This is a genomic window from Pedobacter miscanthi, assembly GCF_003315595.1.
Taxonomy (GTDB): domain Bacteria; phylum Bacteroidota; class Bacteroidia; order Sphingobacteriales; family Sphingobacteriaceae; genus Pedobacter; species Pedobacter miscanthi.
Genome location: NZ_QNQU01000032.1, coordinates 1 through 15,554, shown reverse-complemented (window position 1 = coordinate 15,554; position 15,554 = coordinate 1). Strand labels below are relative to the sequence as shown.

Sequence of the window (15,554 nt, the reverse complement as noted above, 5' to 3'; positions counted from 1 at the left end):
AATTAAGCGTTACGCTAAAAGAAAAGATAAAGCTTAAAAGAAAGACTAAAGTCTGTTGCCTTTGGTATCGGCCAATGCTTTTTGAATGGTAAATTCGATGTAGGTACGGTCGCGTTTAACCAGGCGCATTAAATCTTCGATCAACTGGTCTTCTTTGCCAGGGGTAAATTCTAAAGGCTCGTTCGCCAGATCGCGGTATTTCCTTAAAAATTTGGTTTTTACCTTAAATGCAGTTTCTGAAGTGAGTTGAAAATTAGCCATGGCATATTTTATTTGATGCAAAAGTAAAAAATATTTGTACAGATTAACACCTTTTTATGCAATCAGAAAAAAAATTGAACATCCTCCGGTAATTTTTGCACGATAATTGTGTTAAAACGGCGTTATAAAAATCTGATCCCGGATAAAAACAGCCTTGTGCAAACCATAAGAACAAACACACAAATTAAGCACTAAAGGTTATTTGGGGTTTGTAACCTTAAAAACAAATTTAAACAACATGAAAAAGATCATTTTCTCCATTGTTTTCCTAACCCTGGGTTGGGCAACATCGAAGGCACAAACATTTAACCTGGGGGTTAAGGCAGGTGTAAATTTAGCGAAACTGAATGCAGATTTTGCGAGCGAAGAAAACCGTTTAGGTTACCAGATTGGTGCCTGGGCACGTATCGGTGGCGCGAGTTTTTATGTACAGCCCGAAGCTTACATTGGCAGTAAAGGTAACAAATTTATCAGTATCCAGCAGGATAACGGAAACGAAGTATCGGCTGAAGGAAAAGTAAAATTTACCACTTTGGATGTTCCGGTTTTATTGGGTACCAAATTTGGTGCTAAAAACTTAAACTTCCGTTTAATGGCAGGTCCAGTAATTTCGTTTATCCTGGATGAAAATTCGACTTTTAGCTCGGCTTACCAACAAGCAACCGATTTTAGCAATTACAAAAACCAGGCCCTGGGTTTACAGGCTGGTGCAGGTGTAGATGTGGGTAGCATTTCGGTTGATTTACGTTACGAAGTGGGTTTATCAAATATCAGCAAAAGCGAAAAATACAGCCAGAAACCTAACCTTTTCCAATTGAGTTTAGGGTTTAAGATTTTGTAATTTTTACAACAGAACGAGTTTAAAAGCGGCCAAATGGCCGCTTTTTTTGTTCCCCATACCGTCATTTCGAGTAAACATCAGAGCTGTAGCCTGAAAAAAATTGGGATGACGTTTTATATGGTATTTAAATTAGTTTTAAATTTTTCTTCCTGTAAAACTCAGTTGATCTCAGGTGCCTAAGGTGGTGATAAAAATAAACATTACGCTGTTTAATTTACCACCTAAGCCACCTGAGAACATTTAAGCTATTAAATATCCGTTTTTGCAAGATTGTATTCTGTTTGACCATATAACACATATAAGAGTCATATAAGCTTACACCCCCTTAAATGCCTTATATAGAAAAAATCCTGAATATCAACGCCTTGTATATACACATTATACGCGAACCCAATAGTTATCGGATCGATAACCTAAAGGCACGGCGTAGCTAAATCTCAGGAGCCCTTTTGAATTAGATCTCTCCGCTCCACTGCGTTTCGGTCGAGATGACGAGCCTTTTATAGCACCCAAACTTCGGACATCGGTCTTCATACTTCGGGCTCCATTTTAACCAAAACTTAACACGTAAAATTGGCATTACAAGCCGGTTTAAGCACTAAAAAATGTCGATTTTTATAGTTAACAATTTAACAAAAACGATCATGAAACACCGCATCCTTTTACTGTTTGCTATTTTTTTATCGCTCTCCGTAAAGGCACAAAATTTTAAATATGCATTTGTAACCGACACACATGTGGGTTCGCCTACAGGAGAGGAAGACCTTAACAGAACCGTTGCAGATCTGAATGCATTAACAGACATTGATTTTGTAATTATTACGGGCGACATTACCGAAATGGGAACCAATAATGAACTTAAACTAGCAAAGGAGATTCTCTCCAAATTAAACAAACCCTATCACATTATACCCGGAAACCATGATACAGGCTGGTCTGAATCGGGAGGTGTAAATTTCATTAAAGAATTTGGCGGCGATAAATTTATTTTTGATCATAACGGTTACCGTTTTATCGCCTGTGCATCGGGACCTTATGTAAGGATGAGTGACGGACACATCCCCAGAGATGCTACAGTTTGGTTAGACAGCGTGCTGAAAGCAACCCCTAAAAATATGCCTATTGTTTTTGCCAACCATTACCCTTTGGATAACAGTTTGGATAACTGGTATGAAGCAACGGATTTGTTGAAAAAATACAACATCCAGTATGCAATATGCGGACATGGCCACAATAACCATCCTTATAATTTTGAAGGAATTGAAGCCACCATGGGCCGCTCTAATTTAAGAGCAAAAGACAGTATTGGCGGATACAATATTGTGAGCATGACGAAAGACACGGTATTTTTCCAGACTAAAAAACCTACACAGGAAATTCTCCCTGTTTGGCGTAAAATTGCTTTGAAAACTTTTGTGGCTGATCAGAAAAAATACGAACGTCCTGATTTTGCCCTGAATACAAAATATCCGGCTACGAAAGAGGTTTGGTCTTACCACTCCAGCGCCAATGTGGTAAACACCCCAACATATGCGGCAAACAACGTTATTTTTGGAAACAGCTTAGGTTTAGTAGAAGCCTTAAACAAGAAAACCGGCAAAAAAGTATGGACGTTTAAAACCAACGGCGCCATCTACTCTTCTCCGGTGGCGGTTAATGGCACAGTAATTTTAGGCTCGGGTGACGGAAATATTTATGCGCTGAATGCAAAAACAGGAAAAGAAATCTGGCGTAAAGAAACAGCAAATTCGGTATTGGGATCGCCGGTGGTTAACGGACAACAGGTATATATAGGCGGGAGCGACAATACTTTCAGGGCTTTGGATATTAAAACAGGAAAAGAAATATGGACTTTTAATGAAGTTGAAGGTAATGTTGTGGGCAAACCACTTATTTATCAGGGCAAGATTATTTTTGGATCCTGGGGAAGGCATTTATATGCGCTCGATATCAAGACCGGAAACCTGCTTTGGAAATGGAACAATGGACAGGCCAACAGGATGTTTTCGCCGGCAATGGTAACACCGGTTGCCTATCAGGGCATCGTGTATATTGCAGCTCCCGATCGTTATTTAACGGCTATCGACGTCAAAAATGGCAGCACGCTTTGGCGCAATAAAGAAGCTACGGTACGCGAATCGATCGGGCAATCGGCAGATAGTACCGTTATTTATGGCAAAACCATGCAGGACGAAATTGTGGCCTACACAGCACAGGCGCAAGATCCGGGAATTTTATGGCGCTACAATGCTGGTTTTGGTTATGAGCATGTACCTTCAATGTTAATCGAAAAAGACGGAAAGGTATTTTTCGGCACTAAAAACGGCGTGATTTATGCCATAGATCCTAAACAGCAAAACACGGTTTGGGCACATAAGATAGACAACTCGATGATCAATACGGTAAATGTAATCGATGGAAAAAATATCCTGGCCAGCACCATGGATGGTAAAGTGGTTTGGTTGATTACCAAATAACCGATATAAAAAAACCTCCTCAAAATTAATTTGAGGAGGTTTATCCATTATTTAAAAATCACATTACCAGCCTGGGTTTTGCTGCAATGTATTTGCAGGATATAAACTAATCTGACCGGTAGGAATTGCCGATAAATAATTTTTCGGATCAACAAATGTCCTGGTTAAGGTGGTAGCATAAGGAACAATATAACCCTGTGCATTTCTTAATACCTTACCGTTATCAGGCACTTTAGCACCTAAGAAAGCTTCTACATTTTTTGCCCTATCCAGGTATTCGCCTTTTTTCCAGCGCATTAAATCCTGATATCTAAATCCGTTCATCATCAATTCAACCCTGCGTTCGCGTCTTATTTCCCACATTAAAGCAGAAACATCAGCATCTCTTTTCGGATCAGCAATAGCAGTTCCTCCGGCAGCTACATTACCTCCTCCGGTAACAGTGAGCTTGGTAATTCCTGCTCTTGTCCTTAAAAGATTAATTGATTTATCCATATCTGCCTGGGTAAAAGTAAGTTTACCCATTTTATCTAGGATAGCCGTAATTTCTCCATAATTAAGCAAAACCTCAGGATAGTAAAAAATCGGCGCATCCGTTTCGTTATAAGGTGCAAGCTGATTGGAAGCGGGGTTTAAAAACTTGGACGGACGATAACCGGTACTTGAACTATACCCATTTACCAAAGTACCGTTATAGCACAAAAAGTTATCGATTGTACCCAATAAACGATTATCACGGTTTGCCCTGAGCGTAGTAATGGTGTTGTCGCCCTGATAAAGAGGCGATTGCCCAATTGGTAAACCATCGGTTGCAGGATAAGCATCAACGGCCGATTTTGTTAATCCGCTCATTTGTGTGGTACTGTTAGTATAACCAATTACAGAATGTGTTAATACACCCGCAAGATACTTTTTATAAAGTAATACTTCTTTGTTTCCAGCCAGATCCATTGAGCTGTATATGCTCCTGTAATCAGCATTTAAAAGATATTTGCCTGTCATAAGTTTTTCGCAGGCATCCTTACCTTCTGTCAGGAATTTATCTGCATCAGGCAGAGATAATTCGGTGTGATATACCCTGTATGAGCCTTCAAAAAGGCAGATCCTGGCCTTTAAAGCTAAAGCAACATCTCGGTTTACCACATTATCACCATCGTTAACACGGATGTTGGCAACAGCATAGTTAATATCACTTAAAATACTATCCATTACCAGTTGACGGCTATCGCGGGGTTTATAGATTACATCTGTTTGAGAAACATCCAGCGATTTGCTGATGTAAGGAACTCCTCCAAAAGTTTTCACCTTATTGAAGTAATCCATTGCCCTGAAAAACTTTGCAATTCCGTTCCAGTGCTTTTTTGCTTCATCGCTCATCGGAATCTGGTTAACACGTTCTAACATAATATTGGCTTTACGAACATAGGTCCAGTCCCAATCAGCCGAAGTGGTTGGTGCAGTGAGCACGAAATTCTGAAAGGTAGCCGCATCCTGATCGTCCGTTAAAGTAGAAAAATAAAAGTCAGCAGTTGTACCCGTTCCAAAACCTGTAAACAGCGCATAAAAACCCCAGTTATAGGTACGCACGTTATTTTCGCTTGTCCAGAAGTTATCATCAGAAAACTGATCTGGTGTATCTACATTTAAATCTTTGGAACAACCTACCCCAACTATAGCTATAAATGAGAGATATATTATTGATTTAATTAATTTCATGACGCTTATTATAAGGTTAAGTTAATACCGAAAGAATATTGTCTGTTGAATGGAAAAGTACGACCTGTGTAACCTGCTTCACCATCGGTCATTTCAGGATCTATCGGTGCTCCCACATTAGAAATTGTAGCCAGGTTTTGTCCGCTCAGGTAAAATCTAACTTTTTCGATGCCGTATTTCTTTAACCAGTTATTTGGTAAAGTATAACCCACGGTTACGTTCTTTAAACGGGCATAAGCCAGGTTCAAGAGGTATTTTGATTGAGGATAAAAGTTATTTCCACTTGCCGGGAACTGGGCAATTTTAGTTGCGCTGTTGCCAATATACGGGCGTGGATAAAATGCATTTGGATTTGAAGGGCTCCAGAAATCCAATTGGTTAGCATACATAATATCGGCATTGCCATAAGCAGGAATAATCATGGTACCTAAACCCCAATAATCGCGTTTACCCACGCCCTGGATATATACATCAATATCGAAACCTTTAAAAGTACCGCCTAAACGTGCACTGTACTGATACCTGGGCTGACTATTACCGATCACTTTTAAATCTCCGTGATCATCGGCTGTTCCTTTGCCCTGGTTAATTACGCCATCGCCATTTAAATCTTTGTATTTTACATCACCCACTCCGTAAACAAAGTTTCCATTTTGCAAAGCCACCTGACTAGCAGAGTTTTTCACTTCGTCTGCAGATTGGAAAAAACCATCGGTTTCGAATCCCCAGATCTCGCCATACTGCTGCCCTACGTAAAAACCAGCGTTCTGATAGTTTGCATTGTTCTGATAAATTAAATTAGAGGGATTATTCCATTTTGTAAATACCGTTTTATTATCGGCAAGGGTTAGTGTGGCGTAAAGGTTAAGATCAGGGCTAACCGGATAATTTAAATCTAAACTGATTTCATAACCACGGTTCCTGAAATTACCCGCATTAATCCGTGGTCCGGCGGCGCCGAATGTAGAAGGAACTGATGTTGGCTGTAACATACCTTTAGTATCGCGCTGGTAATAATCAACCGATAAACCAACATGGTTTTTCAGAAAGCGGATATCGGTACCAAAATCAAGTGTTTGTATTTTCTCCCAGGTTAATGATTGTGCAACCGCAATTGGCGCAGCAACACCCTGAACCAGTGTAGTACCGGAAGGGGTGATCCAGTTAACAGAAGAACCTGCCATAGTTGGAATATAATATTGACCACCAACGTTCTGGTTACCCACCGAGCCGTAAGATGCCCTGAATTTAACATCATCAACATAAGGTTTAATAAAACTCATAAATTTTTCTTCGGTTAAACGGTAACCGGCAGAAGCTGAAGGAAAAAAGCCCCATCTATCCAGCTTAGAGAACGCCGATGAACCATCATACCTTCCATTTAACTCTAACAGGTATTTTCCTTTGTAATCATAATTAAAACGGCCAAAATAACCTGCATAAGCACCAACCGGATATGAAACAGAACCATTTACAGTACCATGATAGCCACTTGCAAGCTGTGTACCAACAGCAAGTGCCAGCTCACCCCTGGTAGGATCTAAAACAGTATTTTTTGCAGCAGTAAACTGAACATTGTCGTAATTCTCAGAGTTTACACCGGCAGTAATTTTAATGTTATGATCGGTAGCAAAAGTTTTTTGATAGGTAGCATAGGCATTTAACGTATTTACCATGTTGCGGGTTTCGCCATAACTTACAATATCCTGCGATGCAGTGGCGATATTGGCGATAAGTGGTGGTGTACCTGCTGTCCAGAAATCGATCGCATTGATTGGTCCGCCAACTTCATGCCTCAAGGCATTCGATCTGCCCAATGTATAATCGGCACGGATGCTCAAATCTTTGGTGATTTTAATGGTTGCACCTAAATCTACCCGGCTGTAATTTTCGGTAACATTAGAGGTCTGCGCATTTGCAAGATAAGCAGGTGTATGCCTGAAATAATTTCCATTATATTTACCATAAGGGAAATAAGAGCCCCAACGCCAAAAGTAATACCAGTAATTCTGGTACTGATATGGATAATCGTATTTAAAGTTACGGTACAGAAATTTGGCATCAACATCCAGCCATTTGGTTGCTGCCACGTTTATCGAACCGCTAATGTTGTATTTGTTGATCTCATCAGGATTTAACTTGAAAATACCACCTTCATTGGCATAACCACCCGACAGGTAATAACCAATTTTATCGCTACCGCCTTGCAAGCTTAAATTATGATTGGATTGTGCAGTATAATCTTTCAGCATCTCCTTTTTCGGATCCCAAACTTTATAAAAATAAACGCGGCCATCTACGTAATCGAAATCCTGACCTAAAATCATATCATTACCGGTATTGGTAGCTGAATATTTATTTTGCCAGTTTGCAATACCGTCCCTTAGTTTGGTTAACTGCATCCCGAAAGTTTCGGGCGAGGTTGTACCCGCCCTAACCGATGCATCATAAAGCGCTTGCAACTCGTCGACCGGGTTTGCAAAATCGGCCAGCACCGTTGGTTTGTTCCAGGAGAAGTTGTTGGTGTAAACGATTTTGGTAGGCTGATTTTTCTTGCCTGATTTGGTTTTGATCAAAACCACACCGAATGCTGCTCTTGCACCGTAAATTGAAGTTGAAGCGGCATCTTTTAATACAGAAACACTTTCGATATCGGCCGGGTTAATGATCGAAAGATCTGGCGTTTCCACATTGTCTACGATAATCAACGGCCTGCTGGTTCCGTTTATTGACCCAACACCCCTGATGTTAATGTTTGGGCCGGAGGTTAGGCCACCATTACCATAAGTAATGGTTAAACCCGGAACAACGCCCTGCAGGGCTTTTGTAGGATCGTTCAAAGGTTTGCTGCCAAAAGTTTTGGCCACATCAACAGTGGTTACGGCACCGGTTAAATTTGCTTTTTTCTGCGAGCCGAAACCCACAACCACCACTTCTTGCAACCCTGTTGACTCGGAAGCCAAGGCAACGTTAATGGTATTGCTGTTTCCGACAGTTTTCTCCTGACTTACATAGCCGATAAAAGAAAACACAAGGATTTCGCCTTTACTGGTTTTTATGGAATAAACTCCATTGCCATCAGTTTGTACTACTGTGGTTCCTGTTTTTATTTTAACCGAAACCCCTGGTATTGGTCCATCTTCTGATGTAACCTTACCTGTAATGGTAGTTTGTTGCGCAATGGCATGGGCCATGAGCAAAAACACACCAAGAAAGATTGATAGTAATTTTTTTTTCATAAACACTAGTTAATGATGTTTGTTGTTAGTTCGGATTTAGAAACACGCAGAATACCGCATATTCCTGAATTTTAAGTAAATATCATAATTGTTTTCCACTTATTTACAAATATTTAGGTCATATCGATTGTAATTAGTTTGATATTATTGCAAAAAACCGCATAAAAGCGCAATAAAATAGGCGCTAATCTCATTTTAACACTACACTTTTTAACAAAAAAAGCCACCACTAAAACTAGCGGCGGCTTGAACCAATCAAAAAGAGAGAAAAATTACCTGATTAGAAAGAAGGATACATAAGGCCTTCGAGGTGCGGTAGTTATCCCATTATAACCACTGGCAAATATGGTATACACCCTTTGATTTAAGAAAGTGCTGGCACTGGTATAATTGGCTAAAACCGTTGCCGTAGTAACAGCTGCTCCGGCAGGCCTTATTTTCCACGTTTTTGATTGTGCAGACCTGAGTTTGATTTCATTGGTAATGCTCAGATAATTTACATTACCTGCAATCAACGAATCTTTTGCATTATCGGTAGCACTGGTACCATAATATAAATCAACTGCCGGCACATTGGGCATCAGGTTAATAAACCTGTATTTGCAATAAGCAGTATCCGGCCTTACGAAACTTTCTTCAGTTAATACATTTTTGGTATTTGCAGCGGTATCAGTAATATGGGCAACATAGTTTTTACCCGCCAGGATCTGAAAGTTGGCACTGTACAGCACCAACGAATCGGTTCCGTCATCTTTCTTTTTTGGGAGAATAATAGATAATTTTAAATTACCTGGACTTACAGCAAGAAAATCGGCGGTAGAACTTCCGCCCGTATTATATCCCCCTCCCGGAAATGGTGTACGGGCAGTAATTACACTACTTACCCTTTTATCATTAATCTTGATGGCAATTGCCCTGTTATTATAATAGTAGGAGGCATAATTTACCTTTAGCAAAGCCTGATCGGCGGTTAGTTTTTCGGTTTCGCCGTAATCAAGCACGTTTTTCGTGCAGCCCGCTAAAGCCATTGCAGTAAACAGACAGGTAAATAAATTAGAAAATATTTTCATGTTAATACATTTAAAATAAAACATTATGGCTGGCTGAACCAGGTTTCTTTAGTCATGTAATCGGGTTCCAAACCTCCCCATTTTCTTAGTTCTTCGGCATTCCATACATACTCAGAATTATAGCGAGGCCTGAAACGGTAGGCATATTTTCCACCCAGCAAAAGATCTGCTGCCGGGATTTGATAAAACTGTCTGAAAACCGTTGCACTGTAATGGTATTTCCTAAGATCAGTCCACTGTTCCAAACCTGCCCAACCCCACTGTGCAATGTATTTCTGCCCCATAATATCGGCAAGTGTTAATGTTGCAGCGCTTTGCGCCACTTCATCGGAAGTTAAATAAGTATTAATCTCTGCATCGGTTATTAGCGGATCAGGTGTTTTAGATGCGCGGCCATAGGTATTACAAAAAACCATGTGCCCCGATATACCCTCTCTATATGCGGTATAGGCTTCTGCTGTATTTCCCTTTAGAAATAATGCTTCTGCTTTCGCAAACCGCAGTTGCGAATAAGTCATGATTGGGTACCTTGCGGCATCGGCAAAAATGTATTTTCCGTTATAGATGGTTGCTCCTGCCGGGATTGTGCCAAAAACAATCGGCAAAGCCGATGTGCTGCTTCCCTGAGTTGGAACACCAGCAATATACCTGCCCAAAGTAGTGGCTGCAGTACTTGCAGGCAGCATCCTGCTTAAACGCGGATCGAGCGAACTTGTAGGGTTTACAACCGGTGTTCCTTTCATACCACCTGCCAGATAATTCAAAATCGTGGTCGAAATCCGTCCATAATAGGTAGACGTTGTACTTGAAGTATTAATGTAACCCAAAGTTGGCCCAAAGGGATTGGTATCATCCTGACTTGCCGCCGAGAAATAAACCGTTGCCGATTCAGCTTCGTTGGCAAAAGATAAATTAGTATACTTAACCACACTATCGGCATACAAGGTTTTAAACTCCGGCTTATTGATTAAGTGGCTATATTGTAAAGCATAAATAGCGTATACAAACTTCCGCCATTTGGCCATATCCCCTTTATAAATGCCGTCGCCGGTAATACTGGCGAGCTGTGCGGCATAACTGAGCGGACTTTTCATTGTAGAATATTTTAACGATTGTTCGCAGTAATAACGCACTTTTGCATACACTTCAGGCTGATCGTGATAGGGAAATTTTAACATGCCGGGCGTGAAAGCTTCGTCTAAAATGATCGGTCCATGCAGATCAGTTGTTTGCTGATAGGCCCAGGCTTTAATGGCATAACCGATTGCCGCATATTCATATTTTTGATTGCTTACGGCATCATTGATGAGGTTTTCAAGATTTAAGCCTAAATCAACATAAGTCATCCTCCAAATTACCCCGCCATTATCGCTATTGGCTACAAAAGAGTGTTTTTCGGGGTAAAGTGATGCAATATCTGTTGAGGCACCAATCATGTTCTGCGTAAATTTCCAGATCAGACGGTAATCCTGCGATGTACCATTTGCCATCTGAAAAAGGATGGGCGGCAGCAACAGCTCTGCTTTGCTCGTTTGAGGCACAGCCGGGTTGGTATTAATATCAAGGTATTTTTTACATCCTCCGGCCGTTAATAATATTGCCGCAGCAATATATAGTCTATATAATTTTTTCATGTTATTCGCTATAATTTAACCCTAAATCCCAAATTAAAACCAATTGGCTTACCTACGTTACCATAATCGATCCCGTAACCACCAATACCACCAACCCCTGGTGAGTTAGCGTTACTCTCCGGATCGCCACCCGAATAATTGGTGATGAGGATAGAATCGGTTACGGTGAAAAATGCCCCAAAATTCTGGATAAACCCGATGCGTTTAACCAATGCCGGCGGAAAATCGTAAGCCAGGGTCACATCTCTCAAACGGAGGGTTTTGATGTTTCTTTCCACAAACATCTCGGGTGCTACGTTTAAAGAATAATAATTTGAGGCATAATAAGGTGTTACAGAAATGGTGTTTACAGTAGGATTGGCCGTATTCTGCAAACCATCATTCAGCACTCCTGTAATTACCCGAGGCACTTCCCTGTCCAATGTTTTTAAGCTGATTCCTTTAATGTATGAGGCATATTCGGTACCATTTACCACATCGCCACCATACCTGAAATCCCATAAGAAGGAAAGATTAAAACCCTTGTAGCTGAACCTGTTTACAAAACCAAGTGTAAATTTCGGGTTTCTGTCGCCGATGGGATAAAACTGGGTATCGGTAACGGAAGGCAGACCTGATGATGTGTTGATCAGAATATCGCCCCTATCGTTACGGGCAAACCTGGTTCCGCTGATGGCACCTGTACTATAACCGGGATGTACGGCACTCCTGATATCGCCAACCACCCAGGTATCAGATTCGTAAAGTTCAGGAAGTTCGTTTGCCAGCGACAATACCACCCCACGGTTGCGTGTAAAGTTGAAAGTGGTGTTCCAGTTAAAATCTTTTCCCTTGATCGGGTTACCGGTTAATTGCACTTCGATACCTCGGTTACGCACCGTACCACCATTCATCATCTCTAAAACAAAACCGGTACCATAACTTAAACGCGGATTAATGATCTGATCTTTACTCAACAAATTGTAATAGTTAAAATCCAAACCAATCCTGTTTTTCAGGAACTGCATTTCTGTACCAATTTCGAAATTTTCAGATACCTCAGGTTTTAAATTAGGATTACCACCATAGTACGAATAGGCGTAGCCTCCGCCAGTAAATCTTTTGGCCTCATAATTTGTGCCTGTTGAATATTCCCTCCAGGGCTCTTTACCTGTTAAAGCGTAAGAAGCTCTTAACTTTCCATTATCCAGCCAGGGCAAAGCCGTTTTAACACTGGCAAGATCAGTAAAATTAAAGGCTAAACTGGCCGATGGATAGGCAAAATAAGGATTGTTCGGCATCAGGCGCGAAGCCCCATCAACACGGCCCGACAGTGTTAAGTACACTAAAGTTTTGTAACCCATAATGGCCTGCGCAAAAGCGCCTACGGTACGGTAACGGTTTACATAGGTTAAGGTACGCTGTGTGGTAGGCAAGGTATTATTGATGCTGTAAAAATTCGGATCGTACATATTTGTACCACGTTGCGAGTCGGTGGTAGAATTGTAATCGTTAAACGTAGCCCCGATAACATAAGTATTGTTAAAATCGCCGAATTTATGTTTCGCTGTAGCGGTTAATGATCCATTAAACACCTTTGCCAACTGACTGTAAGTCATCACTGTTCCCCCCGTTGGTGCAGCAGCCGAACCCGAACCACGGTAAGACTGGGCATGATAAACCGATAAACCTTTAGTATTGGCAACATCTGCCCCAAGAATACCATTAATCCGTAACCATTTTAGGGGCGTTAATTCTACATTGGTATTGGCGATGATACGGTTAACCTTATCGTTGTTCACGTTTTTCACCACGTCCCAAAGGGGATTATCGAACTCTGAATAAATGCTGGCGAGGTGTAAAACCCGGTTTCCATTCGCATCCTGATAATCCTGAACATCATACGCCGAGCTAAAGCGCATTAACTGCAGCAATGAGCCATTAGCACCTTTATTTGCTTTATCGTTGTTAGAATTAATGTAGTTGAAAGTAGTTGTTAATTTTAAAACAGGAGAAATGGTACCAACGGCCGTAATACGGGAAGAGATCCTTGAATAACTGGTAGTTGGAATGGTCCCCTTAGAATCCGTGTACTCGTTAGACCAGCGGTAAGAGAACTTATCGGTTCCGCCCTCAAATGATAAATTGTGTTTTTGCGTAAATCCTGTTTCAAAAAAGTTGTGGATGTTATCATAGAGTGGGGTATTAGGCAAAAATGCAGGACCAAAGAAGTTAGAAGAACCTCCATCGTAAACACCATTGGAAGCACCTGTATTGTATTTGGTCTGTATTTCAGGAAATTTATTCAGCTCTTCCACTCTGAAGGAATTACTGTAATTGATACTTCCACGACCGGCTTTACCTTTTTTGGTTGTAATTAAAATGGCACCACTGGCACCAGCACTTCCGTATAATGCGGTAGCTTCGGGCCCTTTCATAATCACATAACTTTCGATATCGTTGGGGTTGATATCCATACCCCTGTTCGAATAATCCTGATCCCTGTTTGCTGCACCGGATACGAGCTCGCGGGTCTGGTTCAACGTACTGTTATTGATTGGCACACCATCTACCACAATCAACGCATTGTTATCGCCACTGATGGATACAAAACCACGGAGCACGATCTGCGCAGAAGCCCCGGGATTTCCGTTTGTGCTATTGATGGATAAACCAGGAACACGCCCCTGTAAACCACCAAAAAAATCGTTCCGCTGTGTTTCTGCCACTTCTGCCCCCGAAACTTTTGGGGTAGAATAACCCAGCGATTTAACATCACGGTCAATCCCATAAGCCGTTACCACCACCTCGTTCAGGTTACCGGCATCAGCTAAAAGGGTAACATTAATAACAGTACTGGCACCTACAGCTTTCTCAATAGTTTTATAACCTACGTAAGAAAATGCCAGCACATCGGTTTTTGATGCTTTGATGGAATAGTTCCCGCTGTTATCGGTTTGTGACACCGTAGTGTTTCCTTTTACCCGAATGGAGACCCCGGGAACGGGCCCGTCAGCAGAGCTGACCTTACCGGTAATGATTATCTGTTGCGCAAAAATTTGAGCAGACAGCATAATGATACCGATAAAACTAAAAAGTAGTTTTTTCATCATAATTAGTCAGTAAGAATTTAGTTACAGGTTGTAGTTTGTTTTCCGGACAGCAAAAACACGCAAATTCACGCAGTTTTGATGTTAGTTAAGTAAATATGCTGAATGTTTATGACAATAAAAACAAATAGAACAGATTTATTACACAGATATACAATATTTTATTGCAAAAACACGCAAAAACGCGCAACATTTAAAAAATCTAAAAAACTTTTATACTTTCGTTTAAAACCAAAACATCTACTATGCTGAAAAAAGAACGCCACGACTTCATTATGCGCCAGATTAACCTGCACAACCGGGTTTTAACATCCGATCTGGTACAATTGCTTAATGTTTCGGAAGATACCATCAGAAGGGATTTACAGGAACTTGTTGATGAAAACCTGCTTTATAAGGTTCATGGGGGGGCTTTATCCAAATCGTACCACAGTTCTTTTGACGACAGCACAGTTTATGCCAGGGACAGTAAAATTGCGATTGGGAAAAAAGCGGTTCAGCTGATTAAAGATGGTATGGTGGTTTTAACAGGTGGCGGAACCACAATTTTAGAGTTTGTTAAACTGCTTCCCCAGGGTTTGTCGGCCACATTTTTTACCATTAGTCCGCTGGTGGCAGTAGAACTGGCCAAATACAATAATATAGAAGTGATTTTGATTGGCGGGCTGTTTTCTAAAAACTCACAGGTTACCTACGGCGGACAGGTAATTACACAGCTATCGGAAATAAAGGCCGATTTATGTTTGATGGGTACCAGCGCCATCCATCCCGAAGAAGGTTTAACAGATACATACTGGGAAATTAACCAGCTTAAAAAAGCGATGCTGGCCTGCGCAAAAAGAACAGGTGTATTGTGTATATCAGAGAAACTGGATATTGCCCTACGTTTAAGGGTTTGCCCGATAGAAAGCATCAGCTACCTGATTACAGAACTGGATGTAGAACACGAATCGCTTTCGCGCTACCGCGAAAAAGAGCTGAATATTTTATAGCAAAAAGGCTGTATCATCAATATAGAATTGTAAATCCTGAAGGCTAATTTAGTGCATAAGTCATTATTTCTGACAGAAAGCCTCTCCCTCTAACTTCCCAAAGCTATCGTCATTTCGAGCGGAGTGCAACGTAGTCGAGAGATCTATCTCGAGATAGATCTCTCCCCGCCTGTACGGGCAGGCATTCCACTGCGTTCCAGTCGAGATGATTGTTATGATAAAAACAAATTTTAAG

Annotated in this window: 9 protein-coding genes; 3 read left to right on the top strand and 6 right to left on the bottom strand. The window is 41.0% G+C overall.

Annotated elements, in window-relative coordinates; translation table 11 throughout:
* Positions 1–45: 45 nt before the first annotated feature.
* Positions 46–261, bottom strand: coding sequence for a hypothetical protein (locus tag DRW42_RS25375; RefSeq protein ID WP_025141830.1), 216 nt, complete (start codon positions 259–261; stop codon positions 46–48).
* A 238-nt stretch (positions 262–499) separates the two neighbouring features.
* Here DRW42_RS25375 and DRW42_RS25370 point away from each other — a divergent pair, with 238 nt between their 5' ends.
* Together DRW42_RS25370 and DRW42_RS25365 are read left to right on the top strand one after the other, a co-directional pair.
* Positions 500–1,102 (top strand): porin family protein, encoded by a 603-nt coding sequence (locus tag DRW42_RS25370; protein WP_113951679.1) that lies wholly within the window; start codon positions 500–502, stop codon positions 1,100–1,102.
* A gap of 644 nt (positions 1,103–1,746) precedes the next feature.
* Positions 1,747–3,579, top strand: coding sequence for an outer membrane protein assembly factor BamB family protein (locus DRW42_RS25365; protein WP_113951717.1), 1,833 nt, complete (start codon positions 1,747–1,749; stop codon positions 3,577–3,579).
* A 63-nt stretch (positions 3,580–3,642) separates the two neighbouring features.
* Here the strand turns inward: DRW42_RS25365 and DRW42_RS25360 are convergent, their stop codons facing one another.
* The 5 genes from DRW42_RS25360 to DRW42_RS25340 form a co-directional block, all read right to left on the bottom strand.
* Complete coding sequence (locus DRW42_RS25360) at positions 3,643–5,295, bottom strand: RagB/SusD family nutrient uptake outer membrane protein (RefSeq protein ID WP_113951678.1); 1,653 nt, start codon at positions 5,293–5,295, stop codon at positions 3,643–3,645.
* Between the two features lie 8 nt (positions 5,296–5,303).
* Positions 5,304–8,534: a SusC/RagA family TonB-linked outer membrane protein gene (locus tag DRW42_RS25355; protein ID WP_113951677.1), complete on the bottom strand. Its 3,231-nt coding sequence runs from the start codon at positions 8,532–8,534 to the stop codon at positions 5,304–5,306.
* A 272-nt stretch (positions 8,535–8,806) separates the two neighbouring features.
* Complete coding sequence (locus DRW42_RS25350; protein WP_113951676.1) at positions 8,807–9,604, bottom strand: DUF4397 domain-containing protein; 798 nt, start codon at positions 9,602–9,604, stop codon at positions 8,807–8,809.
* A gap of 23 nt (positions 9,605–9,627) precedes the next feature.
* Complete coding sequence (locus DRW42_RS25345) at positions 9,628–11,238, bottom strand: SusD/RagB family nutrient-binding outer membrane lipoprotein (protein ID WP_113951675.1); 1,611 nt, start codon at positions 11,236–11,238, stop codon at positions 9,628–9,630.
* An 8-nt stretch (positions 11,239–11,246) separates the two neighbouring features.
* Positions 11,247–14,330 carry a SusC/RagA family TonB-linked outer membrane protein gene (locus tag DRW42_RS25340; protein ID WP_113951674.1) on the bottom strand — a complete coding sequence of 1,028 codons (3,084 nt, stop codon included), beginning with the start codon at positions 14,328–14,330 and terminating at the stop codon, positions 11,247–11,249.
* 242 nt (positions 14,331–14,572) lie between these two features.
* Here DRW42_RS25340 and DRW42_RS25335 point away from each other — a divergent pair, with 242 nt between their 5' ends.
* Complete coding sequence (locus tag DRW42_RS25335; protein ID WP_113951673.1) at positions 14,573–15,319, top strand: DeoR/GlpR family DNA-binding transcription regulator; 747 nt, start codon at positions 14,573–14,575, stop codon at positions 15,317–15,319.
* Positions 15,320–15,554 lie beyond the last annotated feature (235 nt).